Source organism: Variovorax sp. GW821-FHT09A10, from assembly GCF_059418385.1.
This window is the reverse complement of sequence record NZ_JBWKPT010000002.1, coordinates 664,279-682,764: the sequence shown is the minus strand read 5'-3', so window position 1 is coordinate 682,764 and position 18,486 is coordinate 664,279. Positions and strand designations below refer to the sequence as shown.

The following is an 18,486-nucleotide window of genomic DNA, read 5'->3' as shown; positions in this document are numbered from 1 at the left end:
GCCATGGCACGGTTCCAGTACGAAGCGGCGAACGCGGCCGGCGAGCTGCAGCGCGGCAGCGCCGAGGGCGAGTCCGCGCGCGCCGTGCGCGCCCAGCTGCGTGAACGCGGCCTGACGCCGCTCGGCATCCGCGAGCAGGCGGCCAGTGGCGGTGCGCTGGCCTGGCTGCAGCCGAGGCTCGGCGCGGCCGACCTGTGCTGGGCCACGCGCGAACTCGCGAGCCTGCTGGGCGCGCGCCTCACGCTCGAAGCCGCGCTGGTCGCCACCATCGAACAGGCCGAGCGCCGCCACGTGGCCGAAGCATTGGGCGCGGTTTGCGACGGCGTGCGTGCCGGCCTGCGGCTGGCCGATGCACTGGGCGAACGGCCGCGCGACTTTCCGCCGATCTACCGCGCGCTCGTCAGCGCCGGCGAAGACTCGGGCGACCTCGCACGCGTGATGGAACGGCTGGCCGACTACCTCGAGAACCGCGACACCCTGCGCGGCAAGGTGCTCACCGCCTTCATCTACCCGGCCATCGTCGGTTTCGTGTCGCTGTGCATCGTGGTCTTCCTGCTGGGCTACGTCGTGCCGCAGGTCATCGGCGCATTCGCGCAGGCGCGCCAGGAGCTGCCGGCCATCACGCGCGTGATGCTGGCCGCGAGCGCCTTCGTGCGCGAATGGGGCTGGCTCACAGCGGGCGTGTGCGCGGGCGCCGGGTTGCTCGCCCGCGCCGCGCTGCGCGATGCGGGGCGGCGGCTGCGCTGGCATGCGCTCGTGCTGCGCCTGCCGCTGGTGGGGCGCTATGCGCTCGGTGTGGACACGGCGCGCTTCGCGTCCACGCTGGCGATCCTCATGGACGCGGGCGTGCCGCTGTTGCGCGGGCTCGAGGCCGCGCGCCAGACCCTGGGCAACGACTGGCTGCGCCGCTGCGTGCTCGAGGCCACGGGCCGCGTGAAGGAGGGCGCACCGCTCGCGGCGGCGCTGAAGGCACAGAAGATTTTTCCGTCGAACCTCGTGCACCTGGTGGCCAGCGGCGAGAAGACGGGAGCGTTGGCGGCCATGTTCGAGCGCGCGGCGCAGAACCTCTCCCGAGATCTGGAGCGCCGCGCGATGCGCCTGACCACGCTGCTGGAGCCGCTGATGATCCTCGCCATGGGGGGCGTGGTCATGGCCATCGTGCTCGCGGTGCTCATGCCGATCATGGAAATCAACCAGATGGTGCGCTGAATGTTCGGGAGCTTGGCGCACGCCGACGCCCCGTTTCGCACGCATTCACGGGTGCGTGTTCCCGAGCTTTTTTCGGGTGGCTGTCACCTCGCGAACGCACCATCGATCCTGTCGCTGCACAGGCGACACGAATCCAATTTTCTGGTCCCTTCAAAGGAGTTTCCATGCGTGCAAAGTTCAAGTCGGTCGCCCTGTCGGCCGTGATGATGGCAGCCCTCGCGGCCGCTGGCGCCGCTTCCGCCCAGATCGCCGTCGGCGGCGGTGCGACCCTGCCCGAATTGCTCTATGACGATCTGCTGCCCAGCGGCGTGGGTCAGACCAACTTCAGCTACACCGGCACCGGCAGCGGCGCCGGCAAGACGGCTTTCATCAACAACAGCGCGACCGCCTTCCGCAACGAGTCCGTGAGCGGCACGCCGCCCTGGGCTGCAGGCCAGTCGGTGCACTTCGCCGGCAGCGATTCCGCGCTGAGCTCGGGCGAGCTGTCGACCTACAACACCAACGCCGCCGGCACCACCGGCTGGGGCCCGATGATCCAGGTGCCCGCCGTGGCCACCGCGGTGCTCATCCCTTACAAGCGTGCTGGCATCGCCGACCTGAACCTGACCGACGCCAAGATGTGCGCGATCTTCAGCAACAAGACCGGCGGCCAGACCTGGGGCCAGGTGCGCGGCACGGCCGACACGACGACCGTGAACGTGGTCTACCGCACCGACACCAGCGGCACCAACGAACTGCTGAGCCGCTACCTCGTGGCCGCCTGCCCGGGCGCCGGCTTCACGGTGTCGAACAGCTTTACCACCATGGTCGGCGGCGCGCTCTCGCCGGCGAACGTGATCCCCGCACACTGGGTGTCGGCCACGGGCAGCAGCGGCGTGAAGGCCGCCCTGACCACGGACGCGCGCGTGAGCTACCTGAGCCCGGACCCGGACTACACCGGCACCAACAACGCCGTGGTCGCGAAGATCAACGGCGTGCTGCCGGTCGCCAGCTCGATCCGCAACGCGCTCGCCAAGCAAGTGCTGCCCACCGGCACGGCGAGCAACCCGCTGAACTGGGTGCCTGCCTACGTGATGCCGACCGCCGGCACCGAGTACCCGATCTTCGGCACCACCAACCTGCTGCTGAACCAGTGCTACAAGGACGCCGCGATCCAGACCAAGGTCAAGAACCTGCTGACGGGCCTGACCGGCACGACCTATGACGGCCTGATCGAAACCGATCCCGTCAATTCCCACAACTTCGTCGTGATCCCGAACGGCACCTCGCCGGGCACTCCGCCGGCCGCCAACAACAACTGGAAGGCTGCCATCGCCGCCAACTTCCTGAACGCCTCCAGCCCGCTGAGCATCGGCTTCGCCGGTGTCTGCAACGGCAAGGGCCGTCCGTAAGTTGCTGATCGGTCTGGCCTGAACGGGTCTCGCCCGTTCGCCGACCGGAGGCCCCGTGGAGAGGTTGCGCTTCGGCGTGGCCGATCCCCGGGGCCTCTTCGCTGTTCGCGGCGGAGCAGAACGAATGAATGTCATGCGTGCGTCACCGTCGATCACTACCGTGACCACGGCCTTCCGCAGTCCCGAGGGCGCGGAAGAACGAAGTCACCCAGGAGCCTGTGCGTCCCACCGGTATGAGAGCGAACGCGGCATCGGTCCGTGCCCTGGCACTGATCGGGTGCCTGGCCTGGGGCGTGGGCGTGCAGGCGCAGCAGCCACCCGAGCCAGCCGCCAAGGCGGCATCGGCGGCACGCCGGGCGTTCGACATCGCACCGCAGCGGCTGGGCGATGCGCTCGATGTCTACAGCCGGATGACCGGCCTGGACATCCTGATCGACGGCGAGCACGCGCAGCGGCGGTCGGGCGCGGTGCGCGGCACGCTGAGCGCGGCCGAGGCGCTCGAAGCGATGCTGGCCGGCACGGGCATGGAGGCGCGCCATGCGAACGCGGGCTCGGTGGTGATCCGCGAGGCCGCCGCGGGGCCGAAGGAGGCGGGCCTGTCGCCGGAAGCGGCGGGCCTGGAGGGGTCGGGTTTCAACGAAGGGGATGTCTTGCATCAAGCCTATGCCGCACAGGTCCAGCACGCCTTGCGTGGTGCCCTGTGCGATACCACGCAGACGCGGCCGGGCAGCTACCGCCTCGCGCTGCAGCTGCACCTGGACGCGCACGGCGCGGTGGACCGCTTTCGCCTGCTGAGCACCACCGGCGAACCCGACCGCGATGCCGCGGTGCGGCTCAAGGTGCAGCGGCTGTCGGTCGGCGCGCCGCCGCCGCCGTCGCTGCCGCAACCGCTCGTGGTGCTGCTGTTGCCGGAAGGCCCGGGCGCGCGCACCGACTGCACGCCGCCGGTGGCGCCATGAGCGAGAGCCTGGCCTCCACGTTGCGCGCGCGCATGGTCGCGCGCTATGTCGAGCTGCGCGGCAAGCTCGAACGCATCGTCGGTTCGCGCGACGACGCGGCCGACGCCATGCAGGAAACCTGGCTGCGGCTCGCGGCCATGGGCGACGCGGGCACGGTGCACAACGCCGATGCCTACCTGCTGCGCATGGCCGCCAACATCGCGACCGACGGCTACCGCCGCGACAGCGTGCTGCTGGTGCGTGGCGAGATCGATGCGCTCGTTCACCTCGTGGACGAAACGAGCGACCCAGAGCGCATTGCCAGCGCGCGCAGCGACGTGCAGGCGCTGAGCGACGTGCTGGCGCGCATGCCGGCGCGGCGCCGCGAGATCCTCGTGGCCGCGCGGGTCGAGGGGCTGCTCAACAGCGAGATCGCGCTGCGCTTCGAGGTGTCGCTGAGCACCGTCGAGAAAGAACTGCGCGCGGCACTGGATTACTGCAAGAAGCATTTGCCGGACGTGGACGCGGTGCAGCGCGGCCACTTTGCCGGGCCGAGACACAACTGATGATGAGCGCCATGTCTTCCCCCGATACCGAAACCGGCCAGCTGGAGCGCCAGGCGCGGGCCTGGTGGGCGCGCCTGCATTCGGGCCAGGCCACGCGCGCGGATGCCGACGCCTTCAAGCAGTGGGCGGCGCTGAGTGCCGCGCACGCGCAGGCCTGGCGCGAGCTGATGCGCGTGTGGTCCGCGCTCGATCCGCTGCTGGCCGAAGAAGCAGCACGACAGGCCGAAGCCGCACGATCGCGCACATCGCGCACGCGGGGCCACCGCTTCTGGCCAGCGTTATCGAACGCGCTGCATTCGCCGGGGCGCCGTGCCTTTCTCGGCGGCGCGGTCGCGGCCTCGGTGACCGCGGGCGTGCTTGCGATCGATCCACCGCTGGGCCTGTGGCCTTCGGTCGGCGAGCTGACGGCCGACTACAGCACCGCGACCGGCGAGCAGCGGCAGGTGGCGCTGGGCGAGGGCGTCAGTGTGCGCATGAACACGCAGACGCAGATCAACCGCCTGCAGGGCGCGCGCGGACTGGCGCTGGTCGCCGGCGAAGCCGAGATCGCGACGGCCGGCGAGGCCGAGTTGTTCGTCGAAGCCGGTGGCGGTCGGCTGCAGGCGCGCGGCGCGCGCTTCAACATCCGCCACACCGGGCCCGAGGTCTGCGTGACCTGTCTCGACGGCCGCGTGCTGGTGTCGGTGAACGGGCAGCAGCGTTCGGTCGAGGCGGGCCGGCAGGTGGTGTACGACCCCAGCGGGCTGCACGAGGTGGTGCGCGCCGACCTGGCGAACGTGAGCACCTGGGGCACGGGCGTGCTGTCGTTCGACGGCACGCCGCTGGCCGAGGTCATCGCGGAGATCAACCGCTACCGGCCGGGCCGGATCATCCTGCGCAACGAGGCGCTGGGCCGCGTGGCGGTGCGCATGCAGCTGTCGCTGCGCAGCATCGACAACGCGCTGGCGATGATCCGCGAGCTCTACGGCGCGAAGTTGCGCAGCCTGCCGGGCGGCATCGTGCTGCTGAGCTGAATTTCTGACACACCGCGAGCAGCCTGCAAAAAATTTACGGGTTGCATCGCGCAGGCTCGTCATGGGGTATGCAACCGACGCCTCATGACACCCGCCTGAGCGACGAAGCGCTGGCCTGGGTCGTGCGCCTGAACCGCCTGCATGGCAGCGAGGCCGAGGCGCAGGCGCTTGCGGGCTGGTGTGCACGCAGCGCGGCGCATGCGCGGGCCTGGCGCGAGGCCCTTGCGCTGTGGCAGTTGCTGTTGCCCGCGGCCTGCCAGACGCGGCCGTTGCCTGCCCCTCGATTCCCGTCGATCGCCCGCGCGGCGAACGACATCCATGTGTCCGTGCGCCGTCCGGGTTCCCGGGCGGCGTTCGATCCCGCCGTTTCTCCCTTCGCGCCGTTTTGCTCCCGCTCATCATGGTCCTGAATCCGCACGCCCATTCTTCGCGCCGACGCGCCGTTTCGACCGAGGGCGAGCTGCGCCTCACGCCGCTGGCGCGTGCGCTGGCCGTGGCGCTGGCCACCGCGGGTGCGATGGGCGTGGCCCAGGCGCGGCAGGCCTTCAGCCCCGCCTGGTTCGCCGACAAGGGCGCGGCGCAGGCCGGTGCGGTCCAGAGCGGGCGCCTGCCGAACGGCATGCCGGCGTCGAGCCTCACGAACCCGGGGCTGCAACAGCAGCAGGCGAATGTGCAGTTGCAGCGCTCGATCAGCAACCTGAACCTCGCGGCACAGGCCATCGCGGCGCAGCAGGCCGCCCAGGCGGCGGCGCGCGAGGCCGCGCGCAACACGCCGTCGTCGGTACCCGACGGTCTCACCGAAGGCGGGCTTGCGGTCGACACCCACAGCCTCACGGCCGGCTGGCACAACGCCAACAGACCCGAACAGACACCGTCGGCCGATGGCCGCACGCACGTGGCGATCCAGCAGACCGGCGACCGTGCGGTGCTGAACTGGGAGACCTTCAACGTCGGTCGCAACACCACGGTCGATTTCAAGCAACAGGCCGACTGGGCCGTGCTCAACCGCGTGAACGACCCGAAGGCGCGGCCCTCGCAGATCCAGGGCCAGATCAAGGCCGACGGCACGGTGCTCATCGCCAACCGCAACGGCGTCGTGTTCAGCGGCACCAGCCAGACCGACACGCGCAACCTCGTGGCCGCCGCCGCGCACATCAGCGACGACCAGTTCAAGGCGCGCGGCATCCACAGCGCCCGCGCGGGCGAAGGCTATGCACCGAGCTTCACCGATGCACAGGGCGCGGTGAAGATCGAGGCGGGCGCGCAGCTCACCACGCGCACACCGGCCTCGGTGACGCAGGGCGGCGGCTACGTGCTGCTGATGGGCAAGGAGGTGCACAACGCCGGCACCGTCACCACGCCGCGCGGGCAGGCGCAGCTTGCCGCGGGCGACTTCTTCATCGTGCGCCCCGGGCAGGGCACGGCCGAGAACACCTTCTCGACCACGCGCGGCAACGAGGTGGCGCCGCAGTTCCTGCCCGACAGCACGGCGGGGCAGGTGAGCAACACCGGCCTGCTGCGCGCACCCGAGGGCGACATCACGCTGGCCGGGCGCAAGGTGGTGCAGGACGGCGTGGCGCTGGCCACGACCACGGTCGACACGCGCGGCACGATCCATCTGTTGGCATCGGCCGCCGATGCGAAGAGCAGTGTCACCGTCACCGGGCGCGCGTTGAACGCGGTGCTGCTCGACACGCAGGACGGCCGCACCGCGCTCGACAGCCAGCGCAGCGCACTCATCAACGAGTCGGCCAGGCAGGACGTGCTGCGCCGGAGCGCCGCATTGGGCGCGTTCGACAACCTCTCGCAGCTCAACGACCGGCGCGACCTGTCGCGCATCGAGATCGTCTCGGGCGGGGGCGTGCTGTTCGAAGGTGCTTCGACCACGCTCGCCACCGGCGGCCAGATCGCGGTGAGCGCGGGCCGCCAGGGCGGGCGCAGCACCGTGGCCGACGGTGCGCGGCTCGACGTGTCGGGCGCCGTGGGCGTGCGGGTGGCCATGGCCTCGAACAACGTCGAGATCAACATCCAGGGCAACGAGCAGCGCGACGCGCCGGTCAACCGCGACACCACGATGCTCAACAACAGCAACGTGTGGATCGACCGGCGCAAGCTCACGCGTGTGGCGGCGGGCACCGGCGGCTACGACGGCGAGCGCTGGTACACGGCGGGCGGCCTGCTCGAGGTGGGCGGCTACCTGGGCCTGCAGGGCCACGGCATCGGCGAATGGGCGGCGCAGGGCGGCCACGTGGTCTTCACGGGCGCCGAGGTGGTGACGCAGGCAGGATCGAACATCAACCTCTCGGGCGGCACGCTGGACGTGCAGACCGGCGTCATCCGCCAGAGCTGGCTCAAGGGCCGCGACGGGCGGCTGTACGAGGCGTCGAGCGCGCCGGCCGACATCGTCTACACCGGCGTCTACAAGGGCTTCGAAGACGAACACAAGCGCTGGGGCGACAAGACCACGGGCTACTTCTACAACCCGCTGATCGGTCCGCAGCAGCGGCTCGAGAACGGCTACACGGTGGGCCGCGACGCGGGCCGCCTCGAAGTGGCGACGGGCGCGGCGGTGCTGCGCGGCGACATCACGGCCACCGCCTACCAGGGGCCGGGGCAGGGCACGAAGAGCGACGCCGCACTCGACGGCTACGCGCAGTCGCACGCTGCGGCGGCCCGCGCGGGCCAACTCACGCTCGGCAACGACCAGGTCGTCGGCTTCAACGACGACCCCGCGAAAGGTACGGTGGGCATCTTTCGCCAGTTGGTGCCGACGCTCGATCGCATCGTGTTCGAAGACGGTGCGGCAGGCGCCGACACGGCGAGGCTCGGGGCTGGCGACCCGCTGCCCGCTGCCGACAAGGAGGCGCTGCGCCTGGACAGCCGGCAGCTCAGCGGCTTCGGCCTGGGTTCGCTCGTGGCCGTGGCCGGCAAGGAGGTCGCGGTGGACGGCTCGCTGAGCGTGGCGCCGGGCGGGCGCATCGCGCTGCACGCGACGACGGTGGCGGTGCGCGCCGACCTGACGGCGCGCGGCGGCCAGATCATGCTGGGCAACGTGGTGCGCAGCGCCACCAACGTCGGGGCACCGGGCGACATCGGCCTGCCGCTGGCGGAGGGCACTTTGCCCGAAGCCATCGGCGTGCGCGTCGCGCCCGGCGTGACGCTCGATGCGCGCGGGCTGTGGAGCAACCTGCAGATGGACCCGTCGGGCAGCAGCGGCCTGCCGTACCTCGACGGCGGCGCGGTGCGCATCCGCACCACGGGCGCGATCGAACTGGCAGCGGGTTCGCTGATCGATGTGTCGTCGGGCGGCGCGGTGCTGGCCAACGGCAAGACGCGCGGCGGGCGCGGCGGCGATGTGGACCTGCTGGCGGACAGCAACACCTCGGTGGCGACCCACGGCCTGCTGCATGCGGATGGCGACATCCGGGGCTACGGCGTGAGCGGTGGCGGCACCTTGCGGATGGCGTCGGGCACGGGGGTGGTGATCGGTGGCGAGGCGCTCGGCGAGCGCGCGGCCACCGACCTGATCCTGCTGGAGGACTACAAGGTGGTCGCGGGCAGCATCCTGCCGGTTGATTACCAGTACGAGCGCACCCGCGCGCGCCCCGGGGAAGCGATGGGGTCGGCGCCGCTCTTTCTGGACAACGACACGAACGCCGTCACCATCGCCGCGGACTGGGTGCTGCCTCGCAGCGCCGCCGCGGTCGCGTTCAGCGTCCAGGCGATCGTGAACGGTTCGATCCAGCGCTTCAGGTCGTACTCCCGGGGCGATCCCCGGGAACCCCAGACGGTGCCTGCAGGGGCGAAGATCGTCGGAATGATCGGCCCCGAGGGCTTCCCCATCGACTACGTCGTTTCGGCTGCGATCTTTCCGAACGGAGTCGGTGTGCAAGGGCGCATGGTCACCGTTCCCACGGGCCATGTGGCCCCTGCCGAATTCATCGTTGCGAGCGGCACCCGGGTGGCGGCCGGCACGGTGTTCGACCGGCCCGTCACGGCCCTGGCGCAGATCGCCGTCGACAGCGGCATCTTCCAGTCGGGCTTCTCACGCTACGACGTCAACGGACACCTCGGGCTTGTCGTGGCCGACGGTGCGAAGCTCGACGTGCGCATGCCTGTCTACCGCTTCGCACCCGATGCGAAGACCGTTGCAGGCGGCAGCGCGCCCGATCGCGCGCTGGTGCCGTGGATGCCGCCGCTGTGGACCGAAGACCCGGTGCGCGGCGTGCTCACGCAGCGCGGCGGCGCGAGCCTGCAGTTGCAGGCGCTCGTGGACAACGGCGTTGCCACGGTGTCGCGGGCGCCGGTCGACGTGCGGTCGCGCGCGGAAATCACGGTCGATGCGGGCCAGTCCATCGGCCTGCGCGGTCGGGAGATCACGGTCGACGGCCTGCTGCGCGCACCGGGCGGCACGATCAGCTTGGAGGGCAGCGGGTTGCCGGGCGAACCCGGCCAGCCCGGGCTGGTGTGGATCGGCGAGCGCGCCGTGCTCGACGCCTCGGCGCGGGCTGCGGTGGCCTACGACAACTTCGGCCGGGCCTACGGCCAGGTGCCCGATGGCGGCACGATCCGCATCGGTGGCGCATTCGATTGGGAGCAGGGCAGCAGGACCCGGGCGCCCGAGGCCTTCGTCGTGATCCGTCCGGGCGCGCTGCTCGATGCGTCGGGCACGCGCGCGGACTTCGATCCCGGCGCGGGCGGGCCGCGCGGCATCACCTCGCCGGTGCCGGTGGCGAGCAATGGCGGCACCATCGTCCTCTCGTCGAGCCAGGGCCTCTACCTGGACGGCACGCTGCGTGCGGCGGCGGGCGGCGCGGGCGCTGCAGGTGGCACGCTGGCAGTGGCGCTCGAATCAGCGGTCTACCCGGGCGCGCTCACCACGGGCGAACTGCTGCGGCACCGCGAGATGGTGCTGGCCCAGACGCAAGGCGACAGCCCGCTCGCGGCGGCGACCTCGCGGTTCGACGCACGACAACTTCTGCGCACAGGCACGGGCCGGATCGGCGTGGATCGCATCGAAGCCGGGGGCTTCGACAACCTGTCGCTGCTGGTTCACGGACCGTTGAGCTTCGACGGCAGCGTCACGCTGAACCTGGGGCAAAGCCTGCGCTTCTACGCGGCGTCCTATGCCCACAGCGAGACCGCTGCAGCGGGTACATCGGTGTCGCTGAGCGCACCGTATGTGCGGCTTGCGGGTGTGCGCAGACCCCCCGCCCCCATCGAGATGCCGGAGGGCTCGGTCATGCCCGAAGCCGGGTGGGCACAAGGCCCCTCCACCCAGGCGGGCGATGGCACCTTCGCTGTCTCTGCCGACCTGATCGACGTGCGCGACCGGGTCGGCTTCGGTGCCCGCGCCGATGTCAACCTGGGCACGGCACGCTACACGGTGGACCGGCGCAGCTTCGGTTCCGTCGAGATCACCAGCCGGGGCGACATCCGCTTTCTGAGCGGCGGCGTGGGTCAAGGCCTCCAGGGCGACCTGACCACCGAGCTGTCGACGAGCGGCCAGATGACGTTGACGGCCGCCCAGATCTATCCGGCGACAGGCGCCAGCGCACAGATCCTGGCCGGCGTGATGCCACGGGACCCCGCCTCCGGCGAGGCGCCGCGCTATGCCGAGGGCAGTGTGCTGGCAATCCGCCGCCAGGGCGATGGCGAGGTCGCCATGCCGTACTCGGTGTTCGGCAGCCTGCGGCTCGGCGCCGAGACCATCGAGCAGGGCGGCATCCTGCGTGCGCCGCTGGGGCGCCTGCAACTGGGCTCGAACCTCACAGGCGAGGTGGCCGAACGGGTGACGCTGCTCGCAGGCAGCGAAACCTCGGTGAGCGGTGCGGGCCTGCAGATGCCCTATGGCGGCACGGTCGACGGCCTGATCTATCGCTACGGCGGACAGGCCGTGGCACCGGACGCAGCGGGCGGCATGGTCGGTGCAGCCATCGTCGGGCGCGGCATCGGCGCCAACGCCCGCCATGTCGACGCGCAGGCCGGCTCGCTGCTCGACCTGTCTGGCGGCGGCACGCTGTCGGGCGCGGGCTTCACCACCGGCCGGGGCGGCTCGGTCGACGTGCTGGCCACGCCGCTCGCGAACGCGAACCCCTTCAACGCCTACAGCGACCGCCGCAGCGGCGTGTACGCCATCGTGCCCGGCAGCGCGGCCCGCTATGCGCCGGTGGCGCCCGAGGCGGGCTTCGGCGCACCGGCGGTGGGACAACAGGTCACCCTTGCGGCCGGCGTACCGGGCCTGCCGGCCGGCACCTACACGTTGATGCCCTCGACCTATGCGTTGCTCCCCGGCGCCTTCCGCGTGGAGATCGGCGCGGGCGACCGCATCGGCCTGTCGGGCGTGACCGGCGTGGGCAACGGCTCGTATGTCGCGCCCGGCTACCTGGGCGTGGCCCACACCGCGATCCGCGAGACGCTGCCGAACCGCCTGGTGCTCACGCCGGGCACGCAGGTGCGTGCGCATTCAAGCTACCGCGAGACCGACTACAACACGTTCATGCGCGCGGACGCAGCGCGCCAGGGCTTCGCGCGCGGCATGCTCACGGTCGACGCGAAGACGCTGGACGTCTTCCTGGCCAAGCCCACCGACAGCGACACGAACCGCCTGGGCTTCACCTTCGACGGCCAGGTGCGCCTGGATGCGGCGCCCGGCACCGACGGCTTCGGCGGCACGGTGAACGTGCGCGGGCTGGGCGAGGTGCTGGCGGCGGGGCAGACGGCCGCCGCCGACCTGGCCGGATCGTCGGTGCGGGCCGACGAACTCAGCAAGCTGCATGCGCCGCGGCTGGTGCTCAATGGCGGCATCTTCGTCGAGTACGGCCAGCGCGGACGGCTGGCCACGATCGGCGGCGACGGCAGCTTGGTGGTGCGCAGCGGCGCGCACCTGTCGGCCGGCGACATCGTGCTGGCGGGCAGCCCCAGCTACGCGGGCGAGGGGCAGATCGTCATCGAGGAGGGCGCCTCGCTCAGCACCCTGGGCCAGAAGGCCTCGGGCTTCGATTCGAGCGCGGGCTATGTGTTCACAGGCACCTCGGTGCTGGCGCTGTCGAATGGCTGGTTCAACCTGCAGCTGGGCACGCCGGCGGATGCGCAGTACGCGGTCGGCCTCCATGTCGGCCAGTGCGTGACAGCCTCGTGCAGCGGCACCACGCAGCTGGTGTCCGAGGGCACGCTGGCCATCGCCACGAACGGCGCGCTGACGCTGACCGACAACGTGTCCTACGGCACGCGCAACCTGTCGCTCGCGGTGGCGGCGGTCAACCTCGGCGAGGATGCGGCCATTGCCACCGCAGGCGCCAACGGCCGCCTGCCGCTGGGCCTGGCGCTGAACCAGGTGCGGCTGGACCGCCTGCTGGCGGGCAACACCGCCATCGGCGCGCCGGCGCTGGAGACCTTGATCCTCAACGCGCGCGACGCCGTGAACATCTTCGGCGCCGTGAAGCTCGACGCCAGTGGCCTCGACCGGCTGGTGTTCGGCACGCCGGCGATCCACGGCTACGGCGCGGCGGGCGATGTGGCAGCCATCCGGGCGGGCGAATTCGTCTGGTCCGGCTCCGACGCCGTGCCCGGCGCGGCCATGGCCGACCTGCTGGGAGCGGGCACGCTCGACATCGGCGCCCGCACCATCGTGCTGGGCCACGGCCCGTATGCACAGCCCAGCGGCCAGGCCACCGATGCGCGCCTGGCGCTGGGCTTTGCCGACGTGAAACTGAACGCCAGCGAACGCGTCACGGCCAGCGGTCGCGGCACGCTCGCGGTGCACCAGCGGCAGGGCGCGTACACGCCGGGCGAGGGCTATGCCTACGAAGGCGGCAACCTCGCGGTGGTGGCGCCGGTGCTCACGGGGCAGGCGGCCTCGACGATGCGCATCACCGCGGGCGGCGACATCACCGTGGCCGTGCCCGAGGGCGTGGCGCCCGGCACGAGCGACGCGCTGGGCGCGACACTGGAACTCAGGGGGAAGCGCGTCGGGCTGGAGGGCAGCATCGTGCTGCCCTCCGGCCGGCTGGTGCTGGCGGCGACGGACAACGTCACGCTCGGCGCGGCCTCGCGCATCGACCTGTCGGGCCGCACCGTGACGCTGTTCGACGTGGCGAAGGACAGCGCCGGCGGCGAGCTGCTGATGACCAGCGCGGCCGGCCACATCACGCAGGCGGCGGGCGGCCTCATCGATGTGTCGGCGCACCGCCAGCGCGGCGGCACGATCGAGGCCGTGGCGCTGGGCGAGGGCGCCGGCCATGTCGCGCTGGACGGCGCGCTGCGCGGCGCCGCCAGCGGCAGCTACGACGTCGGCGGCACCCTGGTGCCCTACGACGCGGGCGAGCTGACCGTGCGCGCTCGGACCCTGCCCGACTTCGCGGGCCTGAACCAGCGGCTCAACGACGGCGGCGTGTTCGGCGCGCGGCGCTTCCAGATCAAGCAGGGCGACCTCGTGGTGGGCGACGGCGTGAAGGCGCGCGAGGTGTCCATTGCGCTGGACGGCGGAAGCCTGCGCGTGGACGGGCGCATCGACGCGAGCGGCGTGCAGGTCGGCACCATCCGGCTGGCCGCGGCGGGCGACCTGCGCGTGAACGGCACGCTCGACGCGCACGGCACCGGCCTGCGCGTGGACAGCGCGGGCCGCATCATCGACAGCCCGAACCGCGCCGTGGTCGACCTCACGAGCCGCGACGGCACGCTCACGCTGGGCAGCGGCGCACGCATCGACCTGCGCGCCGGCACCGACGTGCCGGTGGGCACCCGCGCCGGACAGAACGACGGCCGCGCGCGCGGCACGCTCGACCTCAATGCGCCGCGCCTCGGCGCGGACGACGTGGCCGTGGCGGTCGAGGGCACGCCCACCATCGTGGGCGCGAAGACCGTCGCGGTGAATGCCTTCCGCACCTACGACGACGCGCCGCTGGCTTCCACGCCCGACGTGACGGGCCACAGGCCGCAACTGATCACGCAGAAATTCCTCGACGAGATCGACGGCCACAGCGTCGCCTTCATCGACAAGGCGCTGGTCAATGCCTCGCTGTCGGCACGCCTCGCAGGCCTGGGCAGCTACCACCTGCGCCCGGGCGTGGAGATCGTGAGCGACCGGCTGAACAACCCGAACGGCGACCTCACGGTGGACGGCGACCTCGACCTCTCGGGCTACCGCTACGGCCCCGCGGCGCACCGCGGCGATCCGGCGCGGCGCGGCTTCGGCGAGCCCGGCAAGCTGGTGATCCGCGCGGCCGGCGCACTCAACGTGCACGGCAGCATCAACGACGGCTTCGCGCCACCGCCGGCCACGCCGGACGACGTGGGCTGGATGCTCGGCGAAGGGCGCTACGCCGGCGGCGCCGTCATCGTGCCCATCGATGGCGTGACGCTCGACACCGGCACCCGCTTTCCCGCGGGCGCCACCCTCAACTACAGCGTGGCCGTGAACCCCACCACGCTGCCCGCCGGCACCGTGCTGCCCGTGGACGCGGTGCTGCAAGCGCCGTGGAGCCTGCCGGCCGGCACCGTGGTCGCGGCCAACATCTACCGCCCCGACGGTTCGCTGGCCCATGCCGCCGGCTCGGTGCTGGCCACGGCCGTGACGCTGCCGCCCGAGACGCGGCTGGGCGCCGGCACCGCGTTGCGCTCGCCGGCCTCGGTGGGTGCGCTGACCTGGCCCAAGGGCGTGGAGCTGCCCGTGGAGATGACCATGGCCGGCCCGCTGCAGCTCGCGCGCGGCGCGCTGATTCCGTCGAACACCTTGCTGGAACTGCCCGGCAACACGCCGGTGCAGCTGCGGCCCACGGTCGATGGCGTGCAGGGGCGCAACTGGGCGATCGCTCCGATGCTCGGTGAAGGCGCCACCTCGTGGGACCTGCAGCTGGTGGCGGGTGCCGACCTCGGCGCGGCCGACCGCCGGGCAACGCGGCCGGATTCGCGCGCGGCGCTGCAGCTGGCCGATGCGCACAGCGTGCTGAAGTTCAGGATCGAAACGCCCGGTGGCATGGTCTGGGCGCCGGGCAACTGGTTCGGCCATCCACCCGGCACACCGGTATCACCCGATGAACTTTTCTGGTGCGACGTCAGCGCAGAGCAATGCATGCCCGGCGGTGGCGGCGATCCGGTCGCCATCGGCTCACCGAGCAACGCCGTCGCCTTCAGCGTGCTGCGCACCGGCACCGGCGACCTCGAACTGCTGGCAGCCGGCGACCTGCGGATGCGTTCGCCCTTCGGCGTGTACACCGCCGGCACGGCCACCGCGACCGAGGCGGGCCACAACCGCCCGCGCGGCACCAACGCCGACGGCCTGCTGGGGCCGCAGTCGCCGCTGACCGACTACAACGGCGCGCTCTCGGCCTACCGCGCGTGGTACCCCGACCAGGGCGGCAACCTGCTGATCGCGGCGGGCGGCGACCTCGTGGGTCACATCGTCTCCGATGAACGCTCGAGCGTGCTGGCCGGCAACTGGCTCTGGCGGCAAGGCTCGGGCACGGCGGGCATCGACAGCCCGATCCCGAGCGCATGGTGGATCAACTTCGGCGCCTACATCGGCGGCACTGTCGTGCCCGGCACGTTCACCCCGCCGACGCTGGCAGGCTTCACCGGCTTCGGCACGCTGGGCGGCGGCAACCTGAGCGTGCGTGTCGCTGGAGATGCAGGGGCCATCGCACCGCGCACGCCGCAGCCACTGGTGAACTCGCAGGACAGACCCAGCAGCGGCGGGCTCGTGCTCGCGGTGGCGAGCACCGGCCGCGTCGGCGCGGACGGTGCGCTGACCCTCACAGGCGGCGGCGACATCGACATGCGCGTGGCCGGCGCCCTGAACCCGCACCGCGCGCTCAACGGGGCCGCGGAGAACCTCGTGCTGACCGGCGCCATCGCCAACCTGCGCGGCGGCACCGACGTGCGCGCGGCGTCGATCGGCAGCCTGGGCCTGCAGTACCTGTCGAGCAACTTCAACCTGAGCGACCCGATCGACACGCGTGCCATCGATCCCTTCAACCCGACCTTTGCCGATGCGCGCGGCGGCATCAACCTGCTGCCGGGCGACGCGACGATGCGCCTGAGCACGCGCGGCGACCTGGTGCTCGGCGCCGCGGCCGACCCCGGGCGCGTTCCGACGCCGAACACCTCGGCCTTCAGCGTCGGCGGCACCGGCTACGACGGAGGCGGGCAGGGCTGGTTCAGCCTGTGGAGCGACCGCAGCGCGATCGACCTGCTGTCGGCGGGCGGGCACCTCACGCCCGTGATGGCACGCCGGGACAGCGCCGACGCGACATTGAAGACGACTTCACCCGACGCATGGATCGTCTATCCGGGCATCTTTCACGCCGCCGCGTTGACGGGCAACATCTACGCCGGCTACGCGGCGCTGCCGCAAGCACGGTACTACCCCGTGGCACTGAGCTACGGGCTGACCCTGGCGCCTTCCGCACGCGGCGAATTCGAGATGCTGTCGGGCGGCTCGATCTACGCGGGCCAACTCGGCATGGGCATGTCGGGCACCGGCACGCCGCTGCCGACGCCGTTCAATCCCGCATTTGTCGGACAAGCGCCGGGGGCTGCGGAGGTGCTGGTCACCAACACATCGTCCACGGGCTCCGCCTTCCCGGGGAATCTGTTCTACGGCCAGACCACGCTGTTTGCCTTCGGCCCGAACACGGCCGCGCAGCCGCTGCCCCGCGACGTCGCGGCGCCGCCCGTTCGCTTCTATGCAGGCAGCGGCGACATCGTGGGCCTGCGCACCGGGGAGACCCTGACCCTGCCCGACGGCAGCGCGACCTGGTACCAGGCCGCCGGCCCGGTCTGGATCAAGGCCGGCCGGGACATCGTCAACACCGGCGATGCGCCGGGCACGTTCTGGGGGGAAGTTCCGACCGAGCTCCCGAGCATGCGTTCACGCGGCAACCTCATCGTCCACCAGCAGCCCACCGACGTCTCGGTGATCTCCGCCGGCCGCGACATCCTCTACGCCAACATCGACATCGCCGGCCCCGGCACGCTCGAAGTCTCGGCGGGCCGGCACCTGCGGCAGGAAGACCGCGGCGGCATCACCTCGATCGGCCCCATCGTGCCCGGCGACACACGGCCCGGCGCCTCGGTGGCGCTCATGGCCGGCGTGGGCGCGCAGGCGGCGACGCAGGGGCTGGACATGGCGCCGGTCCGCGCGCGCTACCTCGACCCCTCGAACCGCGCCGAAACCGGCACGCCGCTGGCGCAGCAGCCGGGCAAGGCCGCGAAGACCTACGAGGCCGAACTGGCTGCCTGGCTGAAGGCGCGCTACGGCTTCGACGCCGGCAGCACCGCGCAGGCGCTCGCGTACTTCGACGCACTGGCCCCGGCGCAGCAGCGCATCTTCCTGCGCGAGGTGTACTACGCCGAGCTGCGCGAAGGCGGGCGCGAGTACAACGACGCGGACGGTCCGCGCCAGGGCAGCTACCTGCGCGGGCGCGAGATGATCGCCACGCTGTTCCCCATGCGGGCGGCGCTCGACGGCGACATCACCATGTTCGGCGGCTCGGGCGTGCGCACCCAGTTCGGCGGCGACATCGACATGCTTGCGCCGGGCGGCAGCATCATCCTGGGCGTGCAGGGCGCGGTGCCGCCGGCCACCTCGGGCGTGCTGACGCAGGGGCAGGGCAACATCCGCTTCTTCAGCGAGGGCAGCCTGCTGCTCGGGCTGTCGCGCATCATGACCACCTTCGGCGGCGACATCCTCGCGTGGTCGGAAAAGGGCGACATCAACGCCGGGCGCGGCGCCAAGACCACGGTGGTGTTCACGCCGCCCAAGCGCGTGTACGACAACGTCGGCAACGTCGAGGTATCGCCGCAGGCCCCGAGCTCGGGCGCGGGCATCGCGACGCTGGCGCCCATCGCCGAAGTGCCGCCGGGCGACGTCGACCTGATCGCGCCGCTGGGCACCATCGACGCGGGCGAGGCGGGCATCCGCGTGTCGGGCAACGTCAACGTGGCCGCGCTGCAGGTGGTGAACGCCGCCAACATCCAGGTCAAGGGCGAATCGGCCGGCCTGCCGGTGGTGGCCTCGGTGAACGTGGGCGCGCTGACCAACGCCAGTGCCGCCGCCTCGCAGGCCAGCATGGCGGCGCAGGACGTGATGCAGCGCGAACGCGCGGCGGCGCGCCAGGCGCTGCCGTCGGTGTTCACGGTGCGCGTGCTGGGCTTCGGCAACGAGCCCGCAAGCGGGGGTGCCGGCAACGGCGCACAGGCGCCAGCCGACAGCGCCAAGGCCAGCACCACCGCCGCCAGCTACAACCCGCGCAGCGTGATCCGCGTGCTCGGCGGCGGCAGCAGCCTGCCGCCGGCGATGAGCCGGCAACTGACGGACGAGGAGCGCGCCAACCTGCAACGCTGAACGACCCGTCGAGCCCGCGCCCCG

The 18,486-nt window shown here is 71.8% G+C and carries 7 protein-coding genes; all 7 read left to right on the top strand.

Translation table 11 applies throughout. From position 1 onward, the window contains the following. Window positions 1-3: 3 nt before the first annotated feature. The 7 genes from gspF to AC07Q9_RS09930 all read left to right on the top strand — a co-directional run bounded on the left by gspF (window position 4) and on the right by AC07Q9_RS09930 (window position 18,462). Window positions 4-1,209 carry a type II secretion system inner membrane protein GspF gene (gspF, locus tag AC07Q9_RS09960; RefSeq protein WP_495309121.1) on the top strand — a complete coding sequence of 402 codons (1,206 nt, stop codon included), beginning with the start codon at window positions 4-6 and terminating at the stop codon, window positions 1,207-1,209. Between the two features lie 164 nt (window positions 1,210-1,373). Further along, window positions 1,374-2,600 carry a substrate-binding domain-containing protein gene (locus AC07Q9_RS09955; protein ID WP_495309119.1) on the top strand — a complete coding sequence of 409 codons (1,227 nt, stop codon included), beginning with the start codon at window positions 1,374-1,376 and terminating at the stop codon, window positions 2,598-2,600. 233 nt (window positions 2,601-2,833) lie between these two features. Beyond that, window positions 2,834-3,559 (top strand): hypothetical protein, encoded by a 726-nt coding sequence (locus AC07Q9_RS09950; RefSeq protein WP_495309117.1) that lies wholly within the window; start codon window positions 2,834-2,836, stop codon window positions 3,557-3,559. Then, window positions 3,556-4,104: an RNA polymerase sigma factor gene (locus tag AC07Q9_RS09945; RefSeq protein WP_495309115.1), complete on the top strand. Its 549-nt coding sequence runs from the start codon at window positions 3,556-3,558 to the stop codon at window positions 4,102-4,104. Before AC07Q9_RS09950 ends, AC07Q9_RS09945 begins: the two co-directional genes overlap by 4 nt. Window positions 4,105-4,115: 11 nt before the next feature. After that, entirely contained in the window at window positions 4,116-5,117 is a 1,002-nt protein-coding gene (locus tag AC07Q9_RS09940) for a FecR family protein (protein WP_495309113.1), read from the top strand. A gap of 68 nt (window positions 5,118-5,185) precedes the next feature. Beyond that, window positions 5,186-5,527 (top strand): FecR/PupR family sigma factor regulator, encoded by a 342-nt coding sequence (locus AC07Q9_RS09935; RefSeq protein ID WP_495309112.1) that lies wholly within the window; start codon window positions 5,186-5,188, stop codon window positions 5,525-5,527. Beyond that, a complete protein-coding gene (locus tag AC07Q9_RS09930; RefSeq protein ID WP_495309110.1) occupies window positions 5,518-18,462 on the top strand; it encodes a filamentous hemagglutinin family protein in 12,945 nt (4,314 codons plus the stop codon). Before AC07Q9_RS09935 ends, AC07Q9_RS09930 begins: the two co-directional genes overlap by 10 nt. The last annotated feature ends 24 nt before the right edge of the window (window positions 18,463-18,486 follow it).